18 protein-coding genes and 1 pseudogene are annotated in these 26609 nt (G+C 60.4%); 14 read left to right on the forward strand and 5 right to left on the reverse strand.

What is annotated here, in order from left to right:
• Positions 1 to 533: alpha-hydroxy acid oxidase (locus GQY20_RS14605; RefSeq protein ID WP_198350970.1), on the forward strand; the 533-nt coding region annotated here is incomplete at its 5' end.
• Between the two features lie 257 nt (positions 534 to 790).
• On the opposite strand, the gene kynU is transcribed toward GQY20_RS14605, so the two are convergent.
• Both kynU and GQY20_RS14615 read right to left on the reverse strand, forming a co-directional pair.
• The gene (gene kynU, locus GQY20_RS14610) at positions 791 to 2029 is read right to left on the reverse strand and encodes a kynureninase (protein ID WP_198350971.1); all 1239 of its coding nucleotides are present in this window, start codon (positions 2027 to 2029) and stop codon (positions 791 to 793) included.
• A gap of 115 nt (positions 2030 to 2144) precedes the next feature.
• Positions 2145 to 3020 carry an alpha/beta hydrolase gene (locus tag GQY20_RS14615; RefSeq protein WP_157217881.1) on the reverse strand — a complete coding sequence of 292 codons (876 nt, stop codon included), beginning with the start codon at positions 3018 to 3020 and terminating at the stop codon, positions 2145 to 2147.
• Positions 3021 to 3421: 401 nt separating this feature from the next.
• Here GQY20_RS14615 and GQY20_RS14620 point away from each other — a divergent pair, with 401 nt between their 5' ends.
• Complete coding sequence (locus GQY20_RS14620; protein ID WP_157217882.1) at positions 3422 to 5347, forward strand: NAD(P)-binding protein; 1926 nt, start codon at positions 3422 to 3424, stop codon at positions 5345 to 5347.
• A 73-nt stretch (positions 5348 to 5420) separates the two neighbouring features.
• Positions 5421 to 7181 carry a peptide MFS transporter gene (locus tag GQY20_RS14625; protein ID WP_157217883.1) on the forward strand — a complete coding sequence of 587 codons (1761 nt, stop codon included), beginning with the start codon at positions 5421 to 5423 and terminating at the stop codon, positions 7179 to 7181.
• Positions 7182 to 7303: 122 nt separating this feature from the next.
• Here GQY20_RS14625 and GQY20_RS14630 read toward each other — a convergent pair whose 3' ends face one another.
• On the reverse strand, positions 7304 to 8209 hold the full coding sequence (locus GQY20_RS14630) for a fumarylacetoacetate hydrolase family protein (RefSeq protein WP_157217884.1): 906 nt from the start codon (positions 8207 to 8209) through the stop codon (positions 7304 to 7306).
• Positions 8210 to 8224: 15 nt separating this feature from the next.
• On the reverse strand, positions 8225 to 9346 hold the full coding sequence (locus tag GQY20_RS14635) for a cupin domain-containing protein (RefSeq protein WP_157218249.1): 1122 nt from the start codon (positions 9344 to 9346) through the stop codon (positions 8225 to 8227).
• A 429-nt stretch (positions 9347 to 9775) separates the two neighbouring features.
• On the opposite strand from GQY20_RS14635, the gene GQY20_RS14640 reads away from it, so the two are divergent.
• The 9 genes and pseudogenes from GQY20_RS14640 (at position 9776) to GQY20_RS14680 (ending at position 22756) form a co-directional block, all read left to right on the forward strand.
• Positions 9776 to 10654, forward strand: coding sequence for a tryptophan 2,3-dioxygenase (locus tag GQY20_RS14640; protein WP_198350972.1), 879 nt, complete (start codon positions 9776 to 9778; stop codon positions 10652 to 10654).
• 30 nt (positions 10655 to 10684) lie between these two features.
• Positions 10685 to 11629 carry a carbon-nitrogen hydrolase family protein gene (locus tag GQY20_RS14645; protein ID WP_157217886.1) on the forward strand — a complete coding sequence of 315 codons (945 nt, stop codon included), beginning with the start codon at positions 10685 to 10687 and terminating at the stop codon, positions 11627 to 11629.
• Positions 11626 to 12249, forward strand: a complete 624-nt coding sequence (locus GQY20_RS14650) for a flavin reductase family protein (protein WP_157217887.1) — start codon at positions 11626 to 11628, stop codon at positions 12247 to 12249. Before GQY20_RS14645 ends, GQY20_RS14650 begins: the two co-directional genes overlap by 4 nt.
• Positions 12250 to 12485: 236 nt before the next feature.
• Entirely contained in the window at positions 12486 to 14096 is a 1611-nt protein-coding gene (locus tag GQY20_RS14655) for a phytoene desaturase family protein (protein ID WP_157217888.1), read from the forward strand.
• A 109-nt stretch (positions 14097 to 14205) separates the two neighbouring features.
• Positions 14206 to 15690 carry a succinylglutamate-semialdehyde dehydrogenase gene (gene astD / locus GQY20_RS14660; protein WP_157218250.1) on the forward strand — a complete coding sequence of 495 codons (1485 nt, stop codon included), beginning with the start codon at positions 14206 to 14208 and terminating at the stop codon, positions 15688 to 15690.
• Positions 15687 to 16702, forward strand: a pseudogene (locus GQY20_RS14665) (arginine N-succinyltransferase); the annotation flags it as partial. The gene astD and the pseudogene GQY20_RS14665, both read left to right, overlap by 4 nt.
• A gap of 367 nt (positions 16703 to 17069) precedes the next feature.
• Positions 17070 to 19328, forward strand: a complete 2259-nt coding sequence (locus GQY20_RS14670) for a TonB-dependent receptor (RefSeq protein WP_157217889.1) — start codon at positions 17070 to 17072, stop codon at positions 19326 to 19328.
• 77 nt (positions 19329 to 19405) lie between these two features.
• Complete coding sequence (locus GQY20_RS14675; protein WP_157217890.1) at positions 19406 to 21520, forward strand: amidohydrolase family protein; 2115 nt, start codon at positions 19406 to 19408, stop codon at positions 21518 to 21520.
• A gap of 3 nt (positions 21521 to 21523) precedes the next feature.
• Positions 21524 to 22756, forward strand: coding sequence for an aminotransferase class V-fold PLP-dependent enzyme (locus tag GQY20_RS14680; RefSeq protein WP_157217891.1), 1233 nt, complete (start codon positions 21524 to 21526; stop codon positions 22754 to 22756).
• Positions 22757 to 22773: 17 nt separating this feature from the next.
• On the opposite strand, the gene GQY20_RS14685 is transcribed toward GQY20_RS14680, so the two are convergent.
• Positions 22774 to 24285, reverse strand: coding sequence for an alpha/beta fold hydrolase (locus tag GQY20_RS14685; protein WP_157217892.1), 1512 nt, complete (start codon positions 24283 to 24285; stop codon positions 22774 to 22776).
• Positions 24286 to 24770: 485 nt separating this feature from the next.
• On the opposite strand from GQY20_RS14685, the gene GQY20_RS14690 reads away from it, so the two are divergent.
• Complete coding sequence (locus GQY20_RS14690) at positions 24771 to 25277, forward strand: RidA family protein (protein WP_332836094.1); 507 nt, start codon at positions 24771 to 24773, stop codon at positions 25275 to 25277.
• A complete protein-coding gene (locus GQY20_RS14695; protein ID WP_157217893.1) occupies positions 25274 to 26578 on the forward strand; it encodes an MFS transporter in 1305 nt (434 codons plus the stop codon). The genes GQY20_RS14690 and GQY20_RS14695 overlap by 4 nt, the downstream gene beginning before the upstream one ends.
• The last annotated feature ends 31 nt before the right edge of the window (positions 26579 to 26609 follow it).

Consider the following 26609-nt stretch of genomic DNA (forward strand, 5'->3'; position numbering starts at 1 on the left):
GCCCCCCCGCCGCCCCCGCGCCGCCCGCGCCCCCCCCGTTAAGCCTGTTCGACTATATCGGCGGCCAGTTCGATCGCACCGTCACTTGGCGCGATCTGGAGTGGCTTGCGAGCGAATGGAGCGGCCCTCTAGCTGTCAAGGGAATCATGACGCCTGCGGATGCAAAGAGGTCGATAGCTTCGGGCGCGTCCGGCGTGATCGTTTCCAATCACGGGGGGAGGCAGCTCGATGGGGTTCCAGCGCCCATTCATCAGATCGCAGCGGTGCGGGATGCGTTGGGCGATGGCCCCGACGTCATCTGCGATGGCGGCATACGGCGCGGGTCAGATGTGGTGAAGGCGATCGCTCTCGGCGCAACGGCTTGTGCGATTGGCCGTCTCTATCTCTACGGCCTCGCCGCAGCCGGTGAAAAGGGGGTCGATCGCGTGCTGGCGCTTCTAACCGAGGAAGTCGAGCGGACCATGATACTTTCCGGCGTCGCCGGGATCGGAGGGCTTGAAGGCCGGCACGTCCGGAACTTTCGCCGTGGCTGAGTCAGATATGTACTCATCACCGGAACTCCGTACGACGGCGAGATACGCCGTACGGGCGGCACTTGACCCTCAAGCGCTACCGCGAGTTGTGGGGCAACTTGGACGACATTCGGTGATTGCGACGAAGCAGGTGGTGGAGCGAGGAGGGCATCTACTCCATTCCCTTCTTCCGCCCTTATCCTGCAAGAAAATCCCTCTGCGTATTTCGCAAGTCGCTTGGCTTTGAGAATTCCCGACCAAAAGCGTCACAATCGCTATCAGGTGATTGCCTGTCGGACTGCATAATCGGGTTGTTTCCACGCGCCTGAGTGCATGATCTCGAGTATCGAAGCGACAAGCACTCCGATCTCAGAAAATTGGTTATAAAGCGGTGCAAAACCGAAGCGCAGCACGTCGGGCGCGCGAAAATCTCCGATCACGCCCCGGTCCGCTAGTGCTCTCATGATCTCGTATCCGTTGCGATGGCTAAAAGCGACGTGGCTTCCCCGACGTCGCGAATCGCGCTCGCTGATCAAAACGAAGCCTTCCGGCTCGAGATAGGTATCATATAAGGTTAGAAATTCAGCGACCATGCTGTCGCTTTTCTCGCGAAGAGCGGCCATTTCGACGCCTTCGAACACGTCCAGCGCGCCGTCAAGAACCGAGAGCGCGATCACCGACGGCGTACCGCACAAAAATCGGACGATGCCGGCAGCAGGGTCAAAAGCCGATGAGAAATCGAATGGCGTTTTATGACCAAACCATCCTTGCAAGGGTTGTCTCGCATGCGACTGATGAGATCTCGCCACATATAAAAAGGCGGGCGCACCTGGCCCACCATTCAGATATTTGTAGCCGCACCCGATAGCAAAATCAACCTGGCAGCGATCAAGGTCGCAAGGCACGGCACCGGCGGTATGGGCCAGATCCCATATCACGAGCGCACCATTCGCATGAGCCTGGGCGGTAATTTCCTCCATGTCGTAAATAGCCGCGCTCTTATAGTCGACATGCGTGAGCACGATGACGGCAACTGTTTCATTTATCGAAGCAAGAATCTCACTTGGCGGCAATTTCCTGACCCATTTTCCGCGTTGCTTTGCAACGCCGTCGATAATGTACAGATCTGTTGGAAAATTGCCCTGATCGGTCAATATCGTCGATCTATTGGGTCGAAGATCCAGAGCTGAATGCAGCATCTTGTGAAGATTGATCGAGGTCGAATCGCCCGCGACTATCTGGCCCGCTGCGGAGCCGATCAGACGGCCAATCCGATCGCCGACGCGCTGCGAGAGGGTCAGCCAGTCCGCCGCCAGCCATGAGCGGATCAGTCCATCCCCCCATTCGCCACCGATGACTTGGTTGCCACGCTTTTGCGCGGAGAGCGGTAAGCATCCCAGGGAATTGCCATCGAGATACGTCAGGCCGTCGGGTATATGGAAGAGCGCCCGCTTACCTCTCAAAGAGTCTGCGGCGTCAAGAGCGGCCAAGTTGTCGAACATGGACGGTGGCGTCATCATGCTTCTCCGGTCGTAAAGGGCAGGCATCTGCAGAAATTAATCGCTCCCGCCCGGATAATAATAAGACGTTCCTGTGCTGGAGCTGAGATGCAATAACGCCGATTATATGATTTCATGACTGTTTGTAATCCTCCCGTAGAAGTTGGAACGTATGTCTTCCCAGTTCCGTACCCTCGTCAGATAAATCGAAAACGATATCAAAATGAGATTTTCCTGATATTTCTAGGGCGGTAATATAATTGCCACTTGTCTCCCAATGAGTGGCAAACAGCTTGCTTTGGCTTTTGAATGCCGCGGTCTCAAATTGGCCCCAAGCGATGAGTGTGGGACACGTAGCCCGAGCTGGCAAAAGGAGCGGGCTCAGACGGTCGGCATCAGAGATCCTCAAGCCGAGGGCCGCATTAATCGATGTGTGAGTCAGCGGCCGCAATGCATAGATGCCGCTCATAAGAATCAGGGCCGAAACCGGGTTTACAGCGAGACCGACGGACGACCAGTCGCTCAGGGCCATCATCGCGGCCAGATGAGCGCCGGCAGAACTCCCCGAAAGACTGATTCGGGCTTTTAATCCGGCTTGTTGAGTCGCGCGTGTGACCGCGAGAATAGCGCGGCAGCATTGATCCAAGATTTGATCGAGCGTTACCAACGGCGCAAGGCTGTAATTGATCGCACCATAGGTAATGCCCTCGCTTGTGAAGCCGCGCGCTGGGAACAAAGCGTCCTTCCACGATAACTCCTGCCAATAGCCACCATGAATGAAAAGGTGGACGTGGCGGGCTGACCGAATATCTCCCGCAAGCACGACGACTTCGTCCACTCCGGGTCCGTAGGCCATGTGCTGCCAGGAAAACGAGCGGAGAGCCTCGTCACTCAGCGAGCGATAGCGAGCGACGGATTCCGCGAAGTCTGCAGCCACCGACGACGGCGAATATTCGCGCTCCAGATCCGGGCCGTAGGCAAACAGCAGGTCGTCTAGCAGGTCATCCATGTCATATCGCTAGCATCTGAGACGGCCACTTTTTGACCTTATGGAGGCCCTTTCCCTACCCCCGCCGCAAAATTAATCCCGCGCGTGCATCATCGGCGGAATATCGGTTCAATAGGTGAGGATGCAGTTCTGCACGTTGCGAACGCTGGCTTCCGACCCCCGCAAATGGTCAAATATTCCTCGCACCGGTCAAGGCTGGTAAGGATTTGCTCCCGACACCTCGTGATGACGCGCAAAGGAAATGTAACATTGCATGGTGCCGCTTATCATTGGAAAATGGATGAGCAGATTTTCCCGTCTGACTTGGCCCACGCACGTCAGCAGCCTGTGGAAAGCAGGCACTGGATCGGACGGGTTAAACGGGTGGCGGCTCCTCCGGTTTCGGTCTCAGGAGACGATAATTGAGCGGTAAAAAGCGCGGCGACGACTTGCTCGGTATGACCTGCCCAATCTCGAGACGGGATTTCGTCAATGGCGCACTGGTGGGGGTCGGCGCAGCGTTGGCAGTTGGGAGCGGAGCCCCCTTGCAGGCCGCCAACGCCGGCGCATTTTCACCCTCCGGATCGGCCTGGAACGGTTTTGGCGGCCTTGGGGATTATGCCTGGGCGAATGGAAATACAGAAGCCGTCATGAATGCCGCGCATGCCATGCGGGACGGAGCTTATGATGAACTGCCGACGGTGTCGATCGAGGAAGAAGTCGACGCGGTCGTCGTGGGAGGCGGCTTCAGCGGGCTTACATCGGCATATGAACTCAAGCGGACATTGAAGCCGGGTCAGAGCGTATTGATCCTCGAAAACCATGCCATGCCGGGGGGTGAGGCGAAAGAGAACATGTTCGAGGTCGACGGCCATCGCCTCGTTGCGCCTCAAGGATCGAATGGCTCGATCCTGCCCAGCGGCCGAGATTGGAAAGGTACGCGCGTCGAGATCGCGGCCAGATACTGGGATGACCTCGGCTTGCCGGAGAGCTACGATCTGGAGCCGTTGGCCGGAGGCGCCGAGCGGTACAATCTCCCGCATGACCATTTCGGACCGATGCTGGATGAGAAGCCATATTCCGTCGGGTATTTCTTCGGAGAAAAAGGCTGGGTCAAAAATCCCGCGGCGGCGAAATTTGCGAACACGCCCTGGAGCGCTGATGACCAGGTCCAGATGGACGACTTCTTCAATGGCCGCCGCGATGTCCTGACAGGCGTCAAGGACGTCGATCGGTGGCTCGATTCCATGACCTATGCCCAGCTCTTGCGGAAAGCCGGTTACGGTGAGGTTGTCGAGCGATGGGTCACACCCGCTTTCGCATGCGGCCAGTTCGGTGTGGCTGCCGACGCAGTCTCCGCGGCGGCGGTGAGCTTGCTTGGCTTCCCTTTGACGGAACCTCCCGCGCCGGCGGGCCAAAGCGGTGATGAAGTCAAGGATATCTCATTCCCCGGAGGAAATGCGGCGATTCTGCGGGCAATGCTGCGCAAGACGATTCCGGGAAGCCTGCCCGGACCAGAGAGCCTCGATACTATTGTCACAGGAAATCTCGATTTCGCCGCGCTGGATCGGCCCGGCCAGTCTGTCCGGCTGAAGCTGAACTCCACCGTTGTTCGCGTGGAACATGACGGCGACCCACGCACGGCGGGTTCGGTGCTGATCACCTATGTCAATGGCGGCAAGCTGCACCGAGTCCGGGCCAAGACGGTCATTATGGCCATCGGCGGATGGGTATGCCGTCGCGTGGTGCGCGATTTGGGTGAAGCGCATGCCAATGCCTATGCCAGAATGAACTATGGCCCCGAACTGACCGTCAATGTCGCCATCCGAAACTGGCGGTTCTTCGACAAACTGGGCATTTCGGCCGCTCGCTGGTTCGAGGGCCTAGGCTGGCACGTCGTCGTCCGCCGTAACATGGTCCTGCATTCCGGGCAGGCTGCGCTAACGCCTGACAGTCCCATCGTTCTCACATTCTATATTCCCTTCCTATATCCCGGCCAGGCCCCGGAGATTCAGGGTTCGCTCGCGCGGCAGAGAATTCTCTCCACCCCCTATGCTGATTTCGAGCGCCAGATTCGGGAGCAGATGACGGCGATGTTCGGTGCCTATGGTTTCGATGCCCGCCGGGACATCGCCGGGGTGATCCTCAATCGTTGGGGGCATTGCTTCTCCGCTCCTCCGCCGGGCTTCCTTTACAGTCAAGATGGGTCCGATAGCCCGCGCGATATTTTGCGGAAACCTTTCGGGCGCATCCACTTTGCGCATTCCGAACTCAGCGGTCGGATGAACATGATGAACGCGATGAACGAAGCGAATCGTGCGGTCCGAGAAGCCAGGGCGATGATCTGACGGCGTAGCCAGAGCCCGCTGACCATCTCGCCAATTCGCCGCTGCGCCGCACCCAACCACCGAAGGAACGTCAATGAGCACTGCCGGTAGAGCAGAGGGAAAGCTGTGGCTCGGCCATCCGAGGCAGTTGGCCCGGCTATTCTCCATCGAGGCTTGGGAACGCTTTGCGGCCTATGGGATGCGTGCGCTGCTGGTGCTCTATCTCAGCTACCACTTTCTTATCGGAGCGGAGGCGAACAGCCTCGTCGGTGCCTATTTCAGTCTGGCCTACATGACTCCCCTGATCGGCGGTTGGCTGGCCGATCGTTATCTGGGGTCCAAGCGATCGGTGAAGTGTGGCGCCATATTGATGGCCCTCGGCTATTTTCTGCTCTGCTTCGGAGGCGAACCCGCCAAGCCTTACGTCACGATCGATGGCGCGCGTTACGACGTCACCGAGAGCCATGGCGGTTCGCTCATGCATCCGCGAGCGAAAACGCAGACGATCTTACGAGACGGAGAGATTTTGAGGATTCGTGGTCTCCTCGATGGCTCCGTCGATCTGGTAACGCACGATGGAGCGGTCGCGCAGACGGTGCCGCAAGCCCGTTTCCATGCCGACGGGGAGCGATCGCAATTCCACCTGTTGCTGATGCTCGTGGGCCTCAGTTTCACCGCGGTAGGCAACGGCTTCTTCAAGCCGAATATCTCGACGATCGTCGGTACGCTCTATCCACCCGACGACCGCCGCCGCGACGCGGGCTTCACGATCTTCTATTGGGGGATCAATATCGGCTCGATCGGAAGCCAGCTATTATGCCCCATCGTGGTCGACTGGTTCGGCTGGTGGGCCGGGTTCATGGTCGTGGGCGTCGGAATGTTGATCAGCTACCTGGTGTTGACTTTCGATGGCGGCCAGTTGGCGGGATATGGCGAGCCGCCCCAGGGCCAGGGCGCAAACCGGACAATCGCGATCCTGCTGGCATCGTTGATGGCGGTAGCGCTGCTGGCCTTCATGTTCGCGAATGTGATGCACACCTCGGAGGCGACGGTCGGCACCGGCCTTGCCGGTTATTTCTGGGCGCTCCCGTTGCTGGCAAAGCTGCTGTTCCTGACATTCCTGTTGGCCGTGTTCGGCCTGCCATTATGGGCCCTCCGGTCAGGGACACGGATGGAAGCGCAGATGATGCTCGCCGCCATCATATTGATCGTGTTCAACATCGCCTTCTGGACGCTGAGCGAGCAGGCTGCGACATCGCTGATCTTGTTCGCCGAACGAAATACGACGCTCACGCTGTTCGGGGTTTCGGTATCGGCGGCCCAGATGCAGAATGTGAATCCGATCTCGATCATCCTGTTCGCCCCTCTCCTCGGCTGGCTCTGGCTGAAATTGGCTCGTCGCGGCTGGGAGCCGTCCATCCAGCTGAAGTTCGGCATCGCGCTAATCCTGGTCGGCATCAGTTTCCTGCTGCTCGCCGCGAGCGGATCCTTCGCCAACGGACAATATCGGGTATCGGTCTGGTGGCTGGTCCTCAGTTACTTTCTTGGCGCGCTCGCCGAGCTCTGCATCTCGCCCGTTGGCTTGTCGATGATAACGAAGCTGGCGATGGCGCGCCTTGTCGGGGTGATGATGGGCGTGTGGTTCCTGTCAATGTCCGTCGCCGACTATATAGCCGGTGCGATCGCCGAGGCCGCGGCGACCCCCACGATCGGCGGACAAGTTCTCAATCCCCAGCTCAGCTTGCAGAATTATCTGCACAGCTTCATGATCGGCGGGCTCTGGACAGTGGCGGCGGGTGTGCTTCTGATCGCCATCTCGCCGCTGCTGAAGCGGCTGATGCACGGCGTAGCCTGACAGAAATTCTCTACGCGGCAGCTTTACGACAAAGCGGTCGGCCCGCATAAGTGGGCGGTCAACTTCCGTTATAGCAGCGACAGGGCGTTTCCGTCGCTGGACCTTGTGAAAAAATTGTGCGGCTAGGCCGCAACGACGTTGTGACGGAGCGTGCCGATGCTCTCAACCCCGCAGTCGATGACGTCACCCGGCCACAGCCATTCCTGTGGATCAAGGCCGGCTCCGACGCCGGCGGGGGTGCCGCTGGCGATGATATCTCCCGGTTCCAGCGTTATCCCCTGGCTGATGTCGGCGATCAGCTCATCGACCTTGAACAGCATGTGGCTGGTGTTCGACCGCTGCTTCTCGACGCCATTTACGTTGAGCCAGATGTCCAGAAGCTGCGGATCCGGAATCTCATCCTTCGTGACGATGCAGGGACCCATGGGTGCATAGCCATCCTGTCCCTTGGAATAAATCCATTGACCCGCGCGACGGCAATCCCGTGCGCTGATGTCGATCAGCACCGTGTAGCCAAAGACGTGCCGCAGCGCGTCGGCGCGCGACACGCGGCGTGCGGTCACGCCCAGCACGACGCCCAGTTCCACCTCCCAGTCCAGCTGCCGGGTGATGGCCGCGTCATGAGGGATGGGCTGGCCCGGACCGATGACAGTGGTGGGTGGTTTCGAGAAAATGACGGGCTGCTTCGGCAGGTCGGGTGAGGTATCCAGCGCCTCGGCGGATTCCGCGACATGATCGAGATAGTTGAGGCCGATGCCGAATATGTTCTTGCGAGGGCGCGGGATGGGCGCCAGCAGCCGCACATTGGACACGGGCAGCGCACCGCCCAGCGGCCAGTCACGTTTCGCGAGCAACGCCGCCGCGACGTCTATCGCGACAGGCCCCGCGTCGATGAAGTCCAGCATCGTGGCGGGCAGCGGTTCACCCGCCTTCTCGCCCAGCCGCCCCATGTCGATAACGAGGTCATCAACAAGGGCACCGAGACACGCGGCACTTTCGATCGTCGCACGATAGGACACGAGACGCATAAACTTTCCTCGATTTCAGGTTATGGGCTGGTGACCGCCATTTTCGCCAAGAGCTTCCTGGCGGTACAGACCAAGGGCGCGCATTGCGGGGAGGTCGTGAAAAGAGAACAGGCAGGTATCCTCGGTCTGCGAGGAATTGCCATGCTCATGATACGTCCAGGAAGGGACAACGAAGATGTCCCGTTCGGACCAGTCGTATCGCTGGCCGTTGATGATCGACCAGCCCGAGCCCTTCGCACATTGATAGACGAAATTCCCGACCTCGCGATGGGCCCTGGTGCGTTCGCCAGGGCGCAGCATCTGGATCGAGGCCCCCATCGTTGTCATGACCGGGCCGCCGGTCGCAGGATTTACATAGTCCATATGGATGGCGTCGAACGGGGATCCGTCATACACTGCGGCATAGCGGCACAGCGCCTCGTACGTCGGCTCCCACTCATATTTCAGGAGCGGCGAATAGCGCCTTTGCCAATCAGCCCCGGCGGGGCGGAGGCCCGGCGATCCCCACATCGAACTGCTCTCGTCGATCGGATAGGATATGGCCTGCCGCAGGTCGGGATGGACTTCATAGAAGCCGGCTTCCAGCGCATTGACGAGCGGAATGTCGAGCCCGTCCTGCCAGATGCAGTTCGTGCCGTTCTCGGCGACACCATGCTCGTGCCATGTGCCATTGGGTGTGAGAACGAAGTCGTTGCGTCCGAGCGTCATCTTATGGCCATCGACGTTGGTGAACGCACCGCTGCCTTCCATGATGAAGCGCAACGCCGACGCCGAATGACGATGGCTGGAAGCGCATTCGCCGGGCGCCATCACTTGCAGACCCGAATAAAGCCAGCCCACCGCAGCAGCCACATCCTGACGGTTCGGGTTGGCCAGATAGATGACCCTGCGACCAGCCTCTTCCGGCGAAACGAGCTTCAGTGCCCGCAGCACGGCTTCGCGCAAATCTAGATAGCGCCAAATCATCGGAGCCGAATGCGGAACCGGCTGCCAGGGTTCGATCTTGTTAGCGACCGTCCATAGCGCGCCAGCACCTAGTTCGGACAAGCGCCCATAATAAGCGAGCAGGTCCGGGCTATCGCCCACATTGGCCCGGCCGGGTGTGGTTTCACGATAAGAATCGAAGCGCGTATTCATTTGCACCCTCCGCGCCGCGCCCGTGCGCTTCGCCTGCCATCGCAGACAGGATAGGGGGGCGATGCGAGCGATGATTTCTTTCTGGGCTATGCTGCCGCCGATCCCGGTGGACATTTTCCCCGTGACGCCGCAATCCGGTACACAATTTCACATGGGCAGCATCATTGGATGACGCCATCCCCAAGCTTATCGCCCGATCACGACGCTTTCGCTTCCGGCAGTCAGGGAAAAATCCTCCTCCTCATGGGAGGCTTTCGAGCGTATTTTGCAAATGACCGCCAAAAACCTGATCAATGAGGCACCAACTCGCGCCATGATGCGACTAGCTTTGCCGGCAAGGTGCTTCGGCGCGTTCTGAAAGGTGTCATCGTCGTGAACCGCAAGCGAATACTACCCGATATCCGATCGCGGAGTCTGGAGCTTTCATTGGTGCGTGACATCGGCGTTACCACGGACGAGAGCCGTGAGAAGATGGTGTCCCAGACGGTCGGCGAGCCGCTTGTCGAGTTCGCGGGTGAGAGCAACCCTTATATAGACTATCACCGTAACGACCTACTCCACAGCCTCCAGCATATGCGCAGTGATGCCTATGCCGAGCTGCCCTTCATCCTGATGACTCAGGTCAAGGAGTTGCTGTTTCGCGCCGTTCACTATGAGTTTTTCAACATGCAGGCGCGCATTCGGGAAGATGACGTGGTCGGTATGCTCGATCTCGTTCCGCGCGCCACGCGCGAGGTGGAGCTGGTCATCAAGACGTGGGACGTTTTGTCGACGATCACGGCTGCGGATTTCAATGGCTTTCGCAATCATCTTGGGACGTCCTCGGGCCAGCAGTCCTACGCTTATCGACATGTGGAGTTCATTCTGGGCAACAAGTCCGCAATATTGGCGGACGCACACGCCAACAACCCGGACGTCTATCCGCAGATGCTAGCCGCGCTTAATGGACCAAGCCTATACGACGATGTGTTGGCTCTGATGGCGCGCAGAGGCTTCGCCATTCCGCAGGACCGGCTGGATCGCGATTGGTCGCAGGCCTACCAGCCAAGTGGCGCCGTGGAAGATGCATGGTTGCAGGTCTATGCGGAGCCTGTGCCAGAGAATGATCTCTACCGCGTGGCCGAAGCGTTGATCACGATCGATGATCTCTTCACGCAATATCGTTGGCGGCACTTTGTTTCCGTCCAGCGCATATTGGGCCTCAAGCCGGGCACGGGCGGATCCGCAGGTGTCGGGTGGCTTCGCCACGTCACCGAGCTCCGCTTCTTCCCGGAACTTTGGTCGCTGCGCACGAGGCTGCATGCATGAGGCGAACAGCGTATTCTGAAAGGACGGGCGGTGCTTGGAAACGAGACATTTCGCGCAGCGGTGGTGCAGGCCGGTGCGGTGCCATTCGATAGTATTGCCACATCGGAGAAGGCCGCTCGTCTCATCGATGAAGCCGCATCCGGAGGAGCCCGGCTGATTGTCTTCCCGGAAGCTTTCATCGGAGGCTATCCCAAGGGCGCGGACTTCGGAACGGTGGTGGGGCAGCGGTCCGCGGAAGGACGTGAGGCGTTCCGCGCCTATCATGCGGCGTCCGTGTCTGTTGATGGGCCAGAGGTCGCTGAAATCCGGCAAGCGGCGGAGAGGCATGGCGTCGTCGTCGTGATCGGAATCATCGAACGGACCCGCGCCACGCTTTATTGCACCGCGCTCATCATCGATGGCTCGCGGGGCACCTTGGCCAAGCATCGCAAATTGATGCCCACCGCCGCCGAAAGATTGATCTGGGGGTTTGGCGACGGTTCGACCTTGCCCGTGGTCGAGACTGGCATCGGCAACGTAGGCGCGGTGATCTGCTGGGAAAATTACATGCCGGCCCTCAGGCTGGCGATGTATGGTAAAGGCGTCACCCTCTATTGCGCGCCCACGGCGGATGATCGCGACAGCTGGCTGCCGTCGATGCGGCATATCGGGATGGAAGGGCGATGCTTCGTCTTCAGCGCGTGCCAGCATATTCGGCGATCCGCCTACCCCGCCGATTATGAATGTGCATCAGGCGACGACGGCGATGTCGTTCTGATGCGCGGGGGCAGCGCGATCATCGGTCCGCTCGGGGAGGTGCTCGCGGGCCCTGTGTTCGACGAGGATGCCATCCTGTTCGCGGACATCGACACGGACGATGTGGTGCGGGCGCGCTACGACTTCGACGTGACGGGGCATTATGCGCGACCGGATATCTTCACACTCAAGGTCGACGAGCGGCCCCGGCTGGCGATCGAGACATGTAACGGAGCATGATATTCGACCTGGAGGCGCTGCCACGCAAACGCCGCTATCAACTGCTCACCGCGACCATCACACCCCGCCCGATCGCATGGGTGACGACGCTCTCCGCCTCTGGCGTGCCTAATGCCGCCCCTTTCAGTTTTTTCAACATGATGGGGGACGATCCGCCGATCATCGCGCTGGGCTTCATGCCGCGCGACAATGACATGCTCAAGGATACGGCCGGCAATATCGTTGTGACAGGTGAGTTCGTCGTCAATCTGGTGACCGAAGAGCAGGCCGAAGCAATGAACGCGACAGCGGCCGAGATGCCTTCTGGGCAAAATGAACTCGAGCGAGCCGATATAGCGACAGTCCCGTCGGTTCGCGTGGCTGCTCCCAGAATTGCCGGCGCGCCGGTAAGCTTTGAATGCACCGCCCTGCAGGAAATCTGGACTTCTCCCCGGCAGTTGCTCGTGATCGGCAAGGTTGCCGTCGCCCATATCGACGATCGATTCCTGATCGAAGGCGCGCGGCATGTCGATACCCCTGCGCTTCGGTTGGTGGCACGGATGCACGGTTCAAACTGGTATGCGCGGCAGACCGACCTCTTCCAGATGAGCCGGCCTCGTTCGGACCATGATTCCCCTTAAGTCGACGCGCAGATTGGCATGAAGGAAAGAAAATCCCGGTTGCCGGCATTTGGTGGAACATCGTGCTGGAAAGCCTCGCGATGGGTGCCAAACAGAAAGAATCGCCTTGCGTAACCTGATTAACTTGCAGCCGACACCTCATTGACAGGCGACGGCAGGCGGTCGGCAACGCTCTATTCTGGAGCCATGGTCGGCGTTTGGGTGGTCATCTTTGACTGTGAGCCAGGACAAAAATCATGATCAAGAAATATGACGCCGTCATCATCGGCGGCGGCCATAACGGCCTCGTCTGTGCCTTCTATCTCGCGCGCGCAGGCATGACGGTTCGTGTGCTGGAGCGCCGCGACATCGTGGGCGGAGCCGCCGTTACCGAGGAATTTCATCCCGGCTTCCGTAATTCGGTGGCCAGCTATACCGTCAGCCTGCTGCAGCCGAAAGTGATCCGCGACATGAAGCTCGCGGCACGCGGGCTCAGGATCGTTGAACGACCAATCTCCAACTTTCTCCCGCAGGAGGATGGCCGCTTCCTCAAGCTCGGCGGCGGGCTCGATCGCACGAAAGCTGAATTCAGCAAATTTTCCTGCAATGATGCCCATGTTCTTGCCGATTATTATGCGTCGCTGGAAACCGTCGCGGAAGTGTTGCGGGATCTGGCGCTTCGTACTCCGCCCAATATTGGGGACGGAATCGGCACGCTGATCTCCGCGGCCAGGCAGGGGCGGGGTCTGGCCAAGCTGAGCCTTTCCCAGCAACGCGACGTGCTGGATCTTTTCACCAAATCGGCGCGGACGTTCCTCGACGGTTGGTTCGAAAGCGAAGCCGTGAAAGCCGCATTCGGCTTCGATGCGGTGGTGGGAAACTATGCCAGTCCCGATACGCCGGGATCGGCTTATGTCCTGCTTCACCACGTCTTCGGCGAAGTGAATGGCAAAAAGGGTGCGTGGGGCCATGCCATCGGCGGAATGGGGGCGATCACCCAGGCGATGCGGGCCGCTTGTGAGGATCTGGGTGTCGAGATTTCCACCTCGGCCGCGGTGGATCGGGTGCTGGTCGATGGCACCCGCGCGGTTGGTGCTCGCCTTGAGGATGGTAGCGAGATATTCGGCGCCGCGATCATTGCGAACGTCGGTCCTCGACTGCTTTATGACAAATTGATTGCACCGGAGGACTTGCCGTCCGAGTTTCGTCGTCGCGTGAGAGGCTTCAAGGCAGGATCCGGGACCTTCCGGATGAACGTGGCGCTCTCCGAGCTGCCCCGGTTTTCCTGTCTGCCTGAGCCGGGGGAGCACCATCAGAGCGGCATCATCATTGCTCCCACCCTCGACTATATGGATCGCGCATTTACCGACGCGAAGCAGACCGGTTTCTCCAAGGCGCCTATCGTCGAGATGCTGATACCGACCACCGTGGATGACAGCCTCGCGCCTGCGGGCGCACATGTGGCCAGCCTTTTCTGCCAGCAATTCGCACCGCAACTGCCCGACGGCCGCAATTGGGACGACCAGCGTGAAACCGCGGCTGACCTCATAATCGACACGGTCGAGACATGGGCGCCGGGGTTCAAGGCATCCGTCATCGCGCGCCAAATTCATTCGCCGCTCGATCTCGAACGGAAGTTCGGACTTACCGCCGGCGATATCATGCATGGCGCCATGAGCCTCGACCAGCTTTGGTCGGCTCGGCCGATTTTGGGACATGGCGCTTACCGCGGGCCGCTGAAGGGGCTCTACATGTGCGGCGCCGGCGCACATCCCGGCGGCGGTGTGACGGGCGCTCCCGGTCACAACGCGGCGGCTGAAATCCTGTCGGACAATAGCCTGTGGGGCCGCCTTCGTCGCTCGGCCTAGCGCGCGGTGCCTCGACGCAAGCCAAGCTCCGCGAGGGATTAATGACATTTAGAGGCAACATGAAGACCCGCGTCACGATCGCGTTCGAAGCGAAGAAGCCGCTGGAGATCTGCGCTTACGCCTTCGTCGAGGGCAGCGGGCCGGCGAGCATGAAAAGGAAGCAACGACGAAGGCGTTCGTCTCGACCTGTCCGGCGACCGACGAGATCATTTGGTCCGGTCCGCCGGCCTCCGCAGCCGAGGTCGAGGCGGAGGTCGCTGCCGCGCGCGCTGCCTTGGCAGGCTGGCGGGCGACGCTGGTCGAGGTGCGCTTCGCGGTGGTCCGGGCTTATGGCGAGGTCCTGTCGGTCCGGCCCGAGGCGCTGGCCGAATTGATTGCGCGCGAAACCGGCAAGCCGCTCTGGGAATGCCGCCAGGAAGTCGCGGCCATGATCGGTAAGGTCGAACTGTCGATCATCGCTCAGGCAGAGCGGGCCGGCGAGCGGCGCGCCGCGATGCCGTTCGGCGAGAGCATCCTCCGCCATCGCCCGCATGGCGTGACGGCCGTGCTCGGCCCCTATAATTTCCCGGGCCATCTGCCGAACGGCCATATCGTACCGGCGCTCCTCGCCGGCAATGTGATCGTCTTCAAACCCTCCGAACTGACCCCGGCGGTGGGCGCGGCGATGGCCGACGCATGGAACGAGGCCGGGCTTCCCGACGGCGTGTTCCATCTCGTCCAGGGCGCGCGCGAGACCGGGGAGGCGCTGGTCGGATCGGAGATCGACCGGCTGTTGTTCACGGGCTCGGCGGCGACCGGGCGGCATTTCCGTCGCCTGTTCGCAGACCGCCCCGAGGTGATCCTGGCGCTGGAACTGGGCGGCAACAATCCGCTGATCGCCTGGCACGGCGATGTCGCCGAGGTCGCGGCGATCTTCGTCCAGTCGGCCTATGCGACGAGCGGGCAGCGTTGCAGTTGCGCGCGACGCCTGATTCTGCCCGATGGCCCGTTCGGCGCGGCGGTGGTCAAGGCGGTCGCCGCGTTGATCGATCAACTGCCGATCGGCGCCTGGAATGAGACGCCCGAGCCTTATCTCGGTCCCCTGGTGTCGGCACGAGCCGCCGAAGGCGCACGCGCGCAGGTCGACCGCCTGATCGCGCTCGGCGCCGACGTAATCCGGCCGTTGGCGCCGGTTGCCGGGCGGAATCCCGCCTTCGTCCAGCCGGCCCTGCTCGACGTCACCGGTATCGACAGCCAGGCTACGCCGGACGAGGAGATTTTTGCGCCGGTGCTGCGGGTGCGGCGCGTCGCCGATGTAGATGCGGCGATCCGCCACGCCAATGCCACGCGCTTCGGCCTGTCGGCGGGGCTGGTCACTGTCGACGACGCGTTGTGGCAACGCTTTCTGGTCGAGGCGCGCGCCGGGGTGGTGAACTGCAACCGGCCAACGACGGGCGCGGCCGGCAGTACGCCCTTCGGCGGCCTGGACGAGTCCGGCAACCACCGGCCGAGCGCTTATTATGCCGCCGATTATTGTGCCTGCCCGGTCGCGAGCTTCGAAGCACCGACCGCGGACGGCAATCGCGCGACGAGTGGCGACAGGCCGCGCGTATGACGTCGGTCTGGCGCGCGGCGGAACCCGCCGATCTGCAATCGATCTACGAGATGGCCAAGACCACGGGCGGGGGCTTCACCAACGTGCCCGCTGATCGCGGCAAGCTGCGATCGAAGCTGGAGAGCGCGGCGGCGGCCTTCGCGCGCGGCGACGACCGTCTGGGCGAGGACATGTTCATGTTCCTGCTCGAAGATACCCGGACCGGCCGGGCACAGGGGACGTGCCAGATATTCTCACAGATCGGCAGCGCTTGGCCGCATTACAGTTTCCGTACGGACAATTTCACCCATTATAGCGGCGAACTCGGCCGCTCGATCCGGGTCGAAATGCTCACCCTCGTCACCGATCACAATGGCTGCAGCGAGGTCGGCGGGCTGTTCCTTCGACCTGATGTGCGGTCTTCAGGCAGCGGCGCGTTGCTGGCGCGGAGCCGCTATCTGTTCATCCGCGTCCATCGCGCCCGCTTCGCGGATCGTACGATGGCCCAATTGCGCGGGGTGATCGACGAGGCCGGCAGCTCACCTTTCTGGGACGGCGTCGTCGGCCGCTTCTTCGGCATGACGTTCCGCGAGGCCGACGAATATAAAGCGGTGCGCGGCCTTCAGTTCATCGCCGATCTAATGCCCAAGCATCCGATCTACACCGCGATGCTGCCCGAAAGCGCGGCGGCGGCGCTCGGCGTGCCGCATCCGTCGGGACGGGCGGCCCAGCGGATGCTGCAGACTGAAGGCTTCGTCTACGATCGCTACATCGACATTTTCGATGGCGGGCCGACGATGACGGCACCGACCGATAGTATCGCCACGCTGCGCGACGCGCGTGACGCCGTCGTCGTCGGCATCGTCGAGAGCGTCGACGGCGGTCTGAGGGTTATCGCCGCCGCCGCCATCTCGCCTCCTTCCGCACCACCTACGCCACCGTCGCCGAGGTCGATGGCGGGCTCCGGATCCATCGCGCGGCCGCCGATCGGCTGGGTCTAAAGGCCGGCGACTCCGTCACCACCGTTTCGCAAAGAGGATGGATCGGACGACGCGTTTCGACGGCAGTGATCCGGTTTTGCTGGGCATCCGCTGACGGACGAGGAGCGGATGTTCGCGATGCGGCGCATGCCTATGCGCAGCTTTCGTGACAGCTTCCAGAAGCATCTGGCGGTGAAGAGCGGGATAAGACTTGCCCCGGCCGATGCGATTAGAATCGCAAGTGTCGTTCCAACGATTCCGGGCTCGTTCGGGCAACGACTTGCCACTACGAAGGAATAGAATTTCATCATCCCTGCTTGCGGGGATGTTTTTTCCGTTGCCGCGATCATGCGGGCAGCATGAGGCAGAATATCTCCTCAAGCCGGTGTTAGCGTCGAAGAGTCACAAGGGGGGGGCCAAATGCTCATAACATCGGACGCTACTTCGTTCAATTCACGGGCCAATCGCAAAAGCAGGGCCGCTATCAATATAGGCCTTTTTCTCTGTGTCAGCGTTTTTGCGCTCAACGCTGCCCAGGCAGCCCAGGCGGAAACTCTGCCGGCCATCGACGCGGTAAACTCGGATGGTGACATTGTCGTGACGGCGCAAAAGCGCCAGGAGCGGCTGCTGGACGTTCCTATGGCCGTAACGACAATTCCCGCTCAGGTGCTGGTCAATGGCAACGTAGTTCAGGCCAAGGACTATTTGATCGCGGTACCCGGAGTGCAGATCAATACGCGCCAGGCGGGCCGAACGCAGATCAACATTCGCGGCGTGACCTCCGGCAATGGCGGCAACCCCTTGGTTGGTATCACCATTGACGACATCCCCTTTGGCTCGAGCACCGTCTTTGGCGGCGGCTCGTCGGTCATTCCCGATCTCGATCCTTTCATATTGCAAAGCGTCGAGGTTCTGCGGGGACCGCAGGGGACATTATATGGTGCGAGCAGCATGGGCGGATTGGTCAAGTTCCAGACCATGTCGCCATCGCTGACCGACATAAACGGCGCGCTCCAGACGGGGCTCAGCGGCGTGACCGGCGGCGGTGGAACCGGTTATTCGGTTCGCGGTGCAGTCAACGCGCCGTTGGTCCATGACAAGCTGGCTGTCAGTCTAAGCGCCTTCTATCGCAAGGATCCGGGCTATATTTCCGATCCTAGTCAGGGCGTGAAAAATCAGGATGACTTGCGCGCCTTGGGCGGACGCGTCGCGATTCTGGGTCAATTGTCAGATACGTTCAAGATTTGTCTCAGCGCGATCTATCAAAAACAAGATCAAGACATGTCCTCACAGATGGACACGACCATCACGGGGCAACCACTCTATGGCGACCTCCAGCACGTCCGGCTGCCGGGAACCGACGGTTTTCACTCCCGTGTCCAGTTCTACGATCTGATCCTGGACAAGGAAGTCGGTGACGTCACCCTATCTTCGCTGTCCGCCTATACGCGCACGAAACTTGCGAATCCCTCGGATTTCACGCTCGTCGATGGCGGTTATGCTGCAGACGTTACCGGACTGCCCAACCCCGGCGCATATTTCGTGAACAACGTAAGCACTAAGAAATTCACCCAGGAATTCCGCATCACGTCCAGCGATGACAAGCCAATCAGTTATATCGCCGGTGTCTATTATGGCGATGAAAAGTCCTTCCTCTTCCAAGACGAATTCGCTGCGGATCAGGCCACAGGCGCTATCGTCTCACCAAGCATTTATCAGTCCAACACGCATAGCTCGTATCGGGAATATGCGGCGTACGCGACACTGACCTGGAAGGCATCCGAGCAATTCGATATCCAGGCTGGTGGCCGTTACAGTCACAGCCTTTTCAAAAGCTCAGAATTCGACACGGATAATACTGGTCCTATTTTCCAGGCGGACGCACGAGCCAAGGAAAATCCGTTCACGTTCAGCGTGAGCCCGCGATACCATTTCTCCACGAATCTGATGATCTACGCGCGCGTGGCCTCCGGCTTTCGTGCCGGCGGGGCGAATGCGGGCCTGCCGGCGACCATCGCGCCGACATTCCGGTCCGACGATCTGGTGAATTACGAAATCGGCATGAAAGGTCAGACAGACAACGGTCGTCTCTCGGGGACGCTTGCGACCTATTATATCGACTGGTCCAATATTCAGATCACGCAAAGAGATAACGCCGGCAATTCGTATCTGACGAATGCGGGCAAGGCGAAAAGCGAGGGTGTCGAGGCATCGCTCAGCGCCCAGCCGCTCGATGGGCTGTATCTTTCGAGCTCCTTGACCTACAGCCATGCCGTCATGAACGAAGACGCTCCAGCCGGCACTTTCTACGGGTTCAAAGGAGACCGTCTGCCGTTCTCCGCGAAGTGGACGGCGACGCTGGGCGGCGAATATCGGATGCCCGTGGGCGCGAAGACGTCGGTCTTCCTGGCCGGGAACCTGCTCTATACCGGCCAGCGCCTGAGCGATTTTGTTGCCAACAGCACCCAGACACGGTTCAACCTCCCGTCCTTCACCACGGCGGATCTTCGGATCGGAGCCGATGTCGGCAATGTAACCGCCACGCTCTTCGTTCGAAATGTCGGCGACAGCCGCGGATTCGTGAGTGGCAGGCCGCTCCGCTCCCGTGCGAGGGATCCTATTGCGGTCTCGGTCATCACGCCAAGGACGATCGGAGCTTCGTTGTCAGTCAAGTTGTAGGTTAATCTCACTGTATAGGACAATTCCCTCACGCCACCGATGCGGCGCGAGGGAATTGTCAGGAGGCGACGAACATCATGTTGACGCGAAATCTGGTCTGTTTTGCGTTTGCCGTGCTGATCACGAGCGGGCAGGCTGTGGCAGCGCTGGCCTGCGAACGTTTCTCCGAAGAGCTCACGATTTTTTCCGAAGAGATGCCGGCAGGTCGCGTCATCGCCCATACCGCCGACTGCAACGCCGAAGTGGACTTCGTAATTGATCAAAACGGTCGCGGACCGCAACATATTGAGCATATCGTCTATGGTACCGGAAAGCTGCCTATCGAATATTCGATCAGAGGAACATCGGACTTCGGCGGCAAGGTCGAGGAATGGTTTTCCAGCCGCGGCAATGCAGCAAGCTGGCAGAGTCAAGCTGACAGCGGCCGGGTGGCCGATGCGCGGGGCCGCCTGTATCTTGCCAAGGATTCCAGCCCTTACAGCCTTGCGGTTTACGGGCGCGCTCTGCTTGCCAGCAAGAGCCACATGCTGGCGACCATCCCGGATGGCGAGCTCCGCATCACCGAGCTTCGGCAACTACGCCTCGCGAACAGCGGGCGAAGCGAGCTAATCACATTTTACCGCATTGACGGCCGCGATACAGCGCCTGATTATATCGCCTTCGATCGCCGGGGCCGCGTCTTTGCGACGCTTGCCGATCAGATCCTCTCGCTCCGCACGGGATGGGAGGCACAGGCGCCGCTGCTGCGGACGACATTCGACGCTCTGAACCACGCGCGGCTTGAGCAACTCCAGAAGCGACTGGGACATATCGTCGAACGGCCCATACGCATCCACAATGTCCGCATTTTCGACGGTGCGGCGCGGCGTCTTTCCGATCTGTCGGACGTCGTGGTGAAAGACGGGCGGATCGCCGCCGTGCTGCCCAGCACGGACAGGCCGCTGGACCCAGCGGCTGAAATCGTCGTGGAGGGCAATGGCGGCGTGCTGGTGCCGGGTCTCAACGATATGCACGCGCACTATGCGGAAGACTTCGGTCTTCTGTACCTTGCCGCCGGCATAACCACCGTGCGCGATATGGGGAACGACAACAGCCGGCTGCTGAAAACCGTAGCGGACATCAGGACGGGCGCACTGGCTGGTCCCGATATCGTCTATAATGGCTTCATAGAGGGCAAGAGCCCCTATTCGGCCAGCGGCGGCATCCTCGTTGACGACCTTGCCTCCGCCCTGGAGGCCGTCCGCTGGTACAAAGCGCACGGCTACTGGCAGATCAAGTTGTACAATTCATTTCACGCGGAATGGGTCAAGCCCGTCGCGGCGCTCGCGCATTCGCTGCATATGGGTGTGACGGGTCACATGCCGGCCTTTGCCACGCCCGATCAGATGATCGACGCGGGCTATGACGAGATCACCCATTCCAACCAGCTCATGCTTGGATGGCTGCTCAAGCCACAGGAGGATGCGCGCACCGCTCTGCGTGCCACAGCGATGGAGCGCGCCGCCGATCTCGACCTTTCCTCGCCGAATGTCATGGCGACCATCGACCACATGCGCCGCAAGGATATCCCCTTGGACACCACGCTTTCCATCAGGGAACAGCTCATGATGAGCCGGGCCGGGGAAACCCCACCTACCTTCGCTGCAGTCATCGACCATTTTCCCATCGGGCTGCGGAGGAAGGTTCGCCAGACCTGGATGCCGATCCATTCGGCGGAGGAGGATGCGCGATACAAAAAGGCGTTCGCCAAGATCATCGATATGATCCGGTTACTTCACAAGAACGGCATCCGCCTTCTACCGGGCACCGACGACGGCGAAGGTTTCGCTTTTGACCGCGAACTCGAACTATATGTCGCCGCAGGCATGACGCCCGCCGAAACGCTGGGCAACGCCACTTTCGCCATGGCACGCTATATGGAGCGGGACAGGGATCACGGCTCGATCGCAGTCGGCAAAATTGCAGATATGTTTTTGGTCGAAGGAGACCCAACCCAGGACATATCGGCGGTGCGCCGCCCGACATTGGTCGTCAAAGGCCGCTATCATTATTTCCCCGACGAGATCTACGCCGCGCTCCATGTGAAACCCTTCGCCGCGAGGCCAAGGATTTTTGGGGAAATGACACGGTGCTCGAACCGTATTCGGTGCCTGCTCACGATCGGTGGATCGACGTCCTGTGCAAGGAAATAGCCGATGAATATTTCGAGACGATCGCTGATAGGTTCGACTCTGGCAGCGTCGCTGCTTTCCGGTGCCAACGCAGGCGCTGCACTTGCCCAAGGGCGCGCATTACCGCTCAAATCGGATTTCAATCTTGGCGGCGTGTACCTCGACAGCGCATCGGGTCATCCGCTCAGCCTGCCTGTACTGCGGGCGATGCAAAACTACATATCCGTACGGTTCGGTGAGCCCGAGCATTCCTGGCACACGACGGAAGTGCGCGATCAGGCGGCGGCGCTTTTCGCCAGGCTGATCAATGCCGCGCCGACCGATATCGCGATCGTGCCCAGCACCATGATCGGCGAAAATCTGATCGGCGCATCGATGGGAATCGGCAAAGGCGACAGGATTGTCACCGACGCCTTCCACTACTGGGCTTCGCTGGCGAAATATGGCGAGATGCGAAAGGACGGCGTCGACGTCGCGGTGGTCGCGCCGCGCGGAAATCGGATGATGCCGGCCGACGTGGAAGCCGCGATAACGGCGGGTACCCGGCTCGTCGCGGTCTCGCTGGTCGCGAGCCATTCCGGTTTCATGCACGATCTGAAGCAGTTGTGCGACATCGCGCACCATCGAGGTGCGCTCATATATGCCGACATCATCCAGGCGGCCGGTGCAGTACCGATCGATGTGAAGGCAAGTGGCGTCGATTTTGCCTGTTGCGGCGGCCACAAATGGCTCCAGGCGGATCGGGGCGCCGCCTTCCTCTATGTTCGGCCGGAGGCGCTGCCGCATCTTCGCCGCGTACAGACCGGTTGGCTGCAACTCAAAGACTACCAATATCACGCGTTTCCGAACGATCCTCCGGGGCCGCCGGAAGGAAGCTGGCAGATGTTGCCGGACAGTGCGGCGAGCCTGTTCGAGGTTTCCACCTGGAGCCACTCCGCAGTCTGGTGTCTGCGGGCGTCGATCAGCTATATCCTCGCCATCGGGGTGGATAGGATCGCGGCTCATCGTCGCCCGCTCACAAGCAGGCTTCAGGCGGCGATGCGTGATCTCGGCTATGTCGCGTTGACGCCGCCGGAGCAGAATTCACCTATCGCCGCATTTGCGAGGCGCGACATCGATCAGCGGATTGTCGAAAGATGCCGGTCGCGGAGAATTGCCGTCAGCATCGGCGATAACGCGGACTATATTCGTGTTTCGCCGTCTGTCTTCAACGACGGCGACGACATCGAACTTTTCCTGGAAGCCGTGCATGTCTGACGATCGCGGCTGTCCACTTATTTGACGAACGCCTGAAGGTCCGCGCTGAACTGCGCGCGGCTGAGGGCCTCGTAATAGACCATGTGGCCGCTTGCATAGCAGCGCGTCTGGATGCGCTGTTGCAAGGCGGGCACCTGCCGCCTGACGATTTCCTGCTTGCTCGCGCAGCTTGAGATGGAATCGTACAGCCCATCGACGATCAGCATCTTCATGTTGGGATCGAGCGCCATCGCCTTTGCGGCCTCGGGCGTATCCGCTCCCCGCGGCGGCTCACCATTGGCGATCAGCCGCTCATTCTCTTTATCGATCTCGTCATTGCGCATGGGTATCTGGAAGAAGCCTTCGTGATAATCCCAGACGGCATTCGGGCTCTGAACAGGTCCGCCGTCCGGCGTAAAGCCGCTCAATTCCGTCCAGTTCATATAGCTGAGGTCGGTGACATATCCGAGAGTCTTGCGAAGGTAGCGCTCGGCTGCGATCGGGTCGCCTTCGAGGTCCTTGTCCGCCGTCTGGGTCATGTCGAATGTCGCGAGCGTCTTGTGCTCATTCGCCAGCAGCCCCTTCAGGAACTGGGTGGAGGTGACCATGAGCGTATCGCGGTTCACATCCTCTTCCCGCAACCCGACATAGTGCGCCAGTTGTCGTGCGATTTCCGCACGGTGCGCGCCATCGAGGCTCTGGAGATTCTGCAGCGCCGGCACATAGACAGACATCGTCCAGTCGCGAACCGCTGCCTGCAACGCCGCCGGATCCTTCGCCATCAGGTCAGGCGCCAACTTGCCGTAATGCTGCGCGATCACCGCGCGTTGCACATTATACAGCGCCCGCAGCGTGGGATCAGGCATCGCGTTAGGCAGACCGACCCGACCCGAAATCACCACTATGCCGCCGACATGGATGTTTCGTTGTTCCAGCGCGTGGGCAACCGCCGCCGCCCGGAACCCGCCCCAACTCTCTCCCACCAGATAGAGCGGAGAAGCTTCCGCCGCGAACAGCAGGCGCCACGCCCTGACAAAATCGGTAAAAGCCGCCACATCGCCGCGAGTCTGATAGAGTTGACCCGCGAATTCCGGTTTGGCTATCCGGCTGAAACCCGTTCCCGGCGCGTCGACGAATATAAGGTCGGTCGAGGCGAGCGCGGTGTCCTGAAAATCGACGACCTTTCCATTCGCGTCGATCCGCCGCGGACCAATCGACTGGAGATGCAGGATCGCCGAGGGACTTCCGGGGCCGCCATTCCAGAGAAAGGTTATCGGGCGTGGTTCCCTCGACGCAACCCGGTATGCGACGAAGAACATATACGCCTTGATCTCGTCCGACGCGCCGTCGCGGATCGGGATCCGCCCCATCTCGACGGTGTAAGCCAGCTTCCGGCCTGTCGATAACGTGACGCTACCCGTAGTCCTATGCGGCGTGTCGACCTGCGCGCGCAGCCCGTAGAGCGGCAGAAGCAGCAAAACGACGAGCAAGGCGCCGTACAGTATCGAACAAATGGATGGCTTTTGCGCTTCGGTTGGTTCGACTGGCATTTTTCTTCCAATCTGATGGCGTTCGATCGTTCTCGCGCCCGCAATGACACCGCCCTGTCGCTTGAGGCCATCCGGGTTTCATTTTTCCAGATGCGCGCCAGCTTACGGCAAGCCTATAGAAAATTTGGCCTGTTGCGAATGCGTGTACCGCTTCTGCGGGATATTTATTTCGTCAAACCCGTCGCTGGGGGTGGGCCTTTCCACAGGCCAAGGAGCCATCGCCGTTGGCGGGGCCACGGTAGAATGCATCTGTCCGGATGACGGGGCAAGTGACTCCGCGGAAAATATGCCCGCACAATCGGGGAATGGGCGGGATATTTTGCCTGCTGGGAAGGAAGGGCAGGCGATCCAAACAATTTTGCCCTGATACGCTCGATATGATCGCAGGTGGAGCGGCCAGTCCGCTCGATCTATCGATGAGGTCGCAAGTGACGCATATGTATCCGTCAGCGAGGTCGCCGCTTCCGAGGAGCGCCCACCCTTTGATGGGCAGCGAGCACGATCGTTTCCGCTTCGCGCCGGGCCGATCGAAGGTGTCGGCTATCCTGGCGTTGTGGTGTGCCATGGTCGCGTCGGGATTGTCCGTCGCGGCTACGGCCCAAGCACCGGCCGCTCCGCCGTTTCGCGACGGTGTTTCAGCCGGCAACCTGCTTTTTCTCTCCGGCCAGACAGGAATCGTGCCCCAGGGCCAGGATCCGCATGGCGAGGGCTTTGACGCCGCAGCCCGGATGGCGATGGATAAGCTCGGCGTCGCCCTGGAAAGGCATGGCGGCAGATTCGAAGATGTCGTCAAATGCACGGTGATGCTCGCGGATATACAGGACTGGCCGCGATTCAATGCGACTTATCAGCGCTATTTCACGGAGGGCCGCCTGCCCGCTCGAAGCGCGATGGGGGGACTGAGCCTTGCCCATGGCGCACAAGTCGAAGTCGAATGCATCGCTGACATGTCCCATGGTGGTGGTGGCACAGGGCCAGCGCCGCGCCCATGATCACGCCCGGCAAGACCGCCATGACAGCCAATTCACCGCGTTTGCGCTCGATCCTCGGCGGCTCCGCCGGAAATCTCGTCGAGTGGTATGACTGGTACGTCTATTCCGCGTTCGCGCTTTACTTCGCGCCTGTCTTTTTTCCTCAAGGTGACAAGACGGCACAGCTCCTCTCCACGGGAGCGGTGTTTGCCGCGGGCTTTCTAATTCGCCCCATCGGTGCATGGCTTATGGGGATATATGCGGACCGGAACGGCCGAAAGTCTGGGCTGACTCTCTCGGTGCTACTCATGAGCGCGGGCTCCGCGGCGATCGCAGTTGCCCCAAGCCATGCGAAGGCAGGGGTCTTTGCGCCCGCCATTCTGGTCTTCGCCCGGCTCCTCCAGGGATTTTCCGTCGGTGGCGAATATGGCGCCAGCGCGACTTATCTCTCCGAAATGGCGGAATCTCGGCACCGCGGGTTCTGGTCCAGCCTTCAGTATGTAACCCTTATCATGGGGCAACTCGTCGCGTTGATCGTGCTTCTCTTCCTCCAAAATACCATGGAGGAATCCGCTCTTGAGCACTGGGGCTGGCGTATTCCCTTCGCTATTGGCGCCGTACTGGCGCTCATTGTTCTCGTGCTGCGCAGGCGCCTTGCGGAAACGGAGCAGTTTGCCGATGCCGCGCGATCGGCGGGAACGCCCAACTCGAGCATTTCGTTGCTCTTGCGGCAGCACCCAGGTCAGGCCGCGCTCGTCATTGCCTTGACCGCGGGAGGCACGCTCGCCTTCTACACATACAGCACCTACATGCAGAAATATCTGGTCAATTCTGCCGGGTTTAGTCGGAACCAGTCCAGTTCGATTATGACGGCGGCGTTGTTCGTTTTCATGTGCCTGCAGCCGTTGTTCGGCGCGCTTTCGGACAGGATCGGACGTTGGCCGGTCATGTCCTTCTTCGGTCTGTTCGGCGCCCTAGGCACCATCCCATTGTTCGATTTCCTTGGGCAGACGCGCGACCCGCTCGCCGCATTCCTGCTCGTTACAGCTGCGCTGTTCGTCGTGAGCGGCTACACCGCGATCAACGCGATCGTGAAGGCTGAACTTTTTCCCGTCCATATCAGGACGCTCGGCGTCGCGCTGCCCTATGCCATCGCCAATGCGGTATTCGGCGGAACCGCGGAATATGTTGCGCTGCAATTGAAGAATTGGGGCTGGGAAGATGCCTTTTTTATGTACGTCAGCATAATGATCGGGTTGTCGCTGATCGTCTATCTCACGATGAGCGAGACCCGACGCGACAGCTTGATCGATCGAAAGTAGGGCAAGGCTTCGACGCCTGCGGTTCGTCACG

The sequence above is a fragment of the Flavisphingomonas formosensis genome, from assembly GCF_009755815.1.
Taxonomy (GTDB): Bacteria; Pseudomonadota; Alphaproteobacteria; order Sphingomonadales; family Sphingomonadaceae; genus Flavisphingomonas; species Flavisphingomonas formosensis.

Bases quoted from the DNA above. Each gene is read 5' to 3' on its own strand.
- kynU (WP_198350971.1), bottom strand. From the start codon at position 2,029: ATGACGCCACCGTCCATGTTCGACAACTTGGCCGCTCTTGACGCCGCA.
- GQY20_RS14615 (WP_157217881.1), bottom strand. From the start codon at position 3,020: ATGGATGACCTGCTAGACGACCTGCTGTTTGCCTACGGCCCGGATCTG.
- GQY20_RS14625 (WP_157217883.1), top strand. From the start codon at position 5,421: ATGAGCACTGCCGGTAGAGCAGAGGGAAAGCTGTGGCTCGGCCATCCG.
- GQY20_RS14630 (WP_157217884.1), bottom strand. From the start codon at position 8,209: ATGCGTCTCGTGTCCTATCGTGCGACGATCGAAAGTGCCGCGTGTCTC.
- GQY20_RS14635 (WP_157218249.1), bottom strand. From the start codon at position 9,346: ATGAATACGCGCTTCGATTCTTATCGTGAAACCACACCCGGCCGGGCC.
- GQY20_RS14650 (WP_157217887.1), top strand. From the start codon at position 11,626: ATGATATTCGACCTGGAGGCGCTGCCACGCAAACGCCGCTATCAACTG.
- GQY20_RS14655 (WP_157217888.1), top strand. From the start codon at position 12,486: ATGATCAAGAAATATGACGCCGTCATCATCGGCGGCGGCCATAACGGC.
- GQY20_RS14670 (WP_157217889.1), top strand. From the start codon at position 17,070: ATGCTCATAACATCGGACGCTACTTCGTTCAATTCACGGGCCAATCGC.
- GQY20_RS14675 (WP_157217890.1), top strand. From the start codon at position 19,406: ATGTTGACGCGAAATCTGGTCTGTTTTGCGTTTGCCGTGCTGATCACG.
- GQY20_RS14680 (WP_157217891.1), top strand. From the start codon at position 21,524: ATGAATATTTCGAGACGATCGCTGATAGGTTCGACTCTGGCAGCGTCG.
- GQY20_RS14685 (WP_157217892.1), bottom strand. From the start codon at position 24,285: ATGCCAGTCGAACCAACCGAAGCGCAAAAGCCATCCATTTGTTCGATA.
- GQY20_RS14690 (WP_332836094.1), top strand. From the start codon at position 24,771: ATGGGCAGCGAGCACGATCGTTTCCGCTTCGCGCCGGGCCGATCGAAG.
- GQY20_RS14695 (WP_157217893.1), top strand. From the start codon at position 25,274: ATGATCACGCCCGGCAAGACCGCCATGACAGCCAATTCACCGCGTTTG.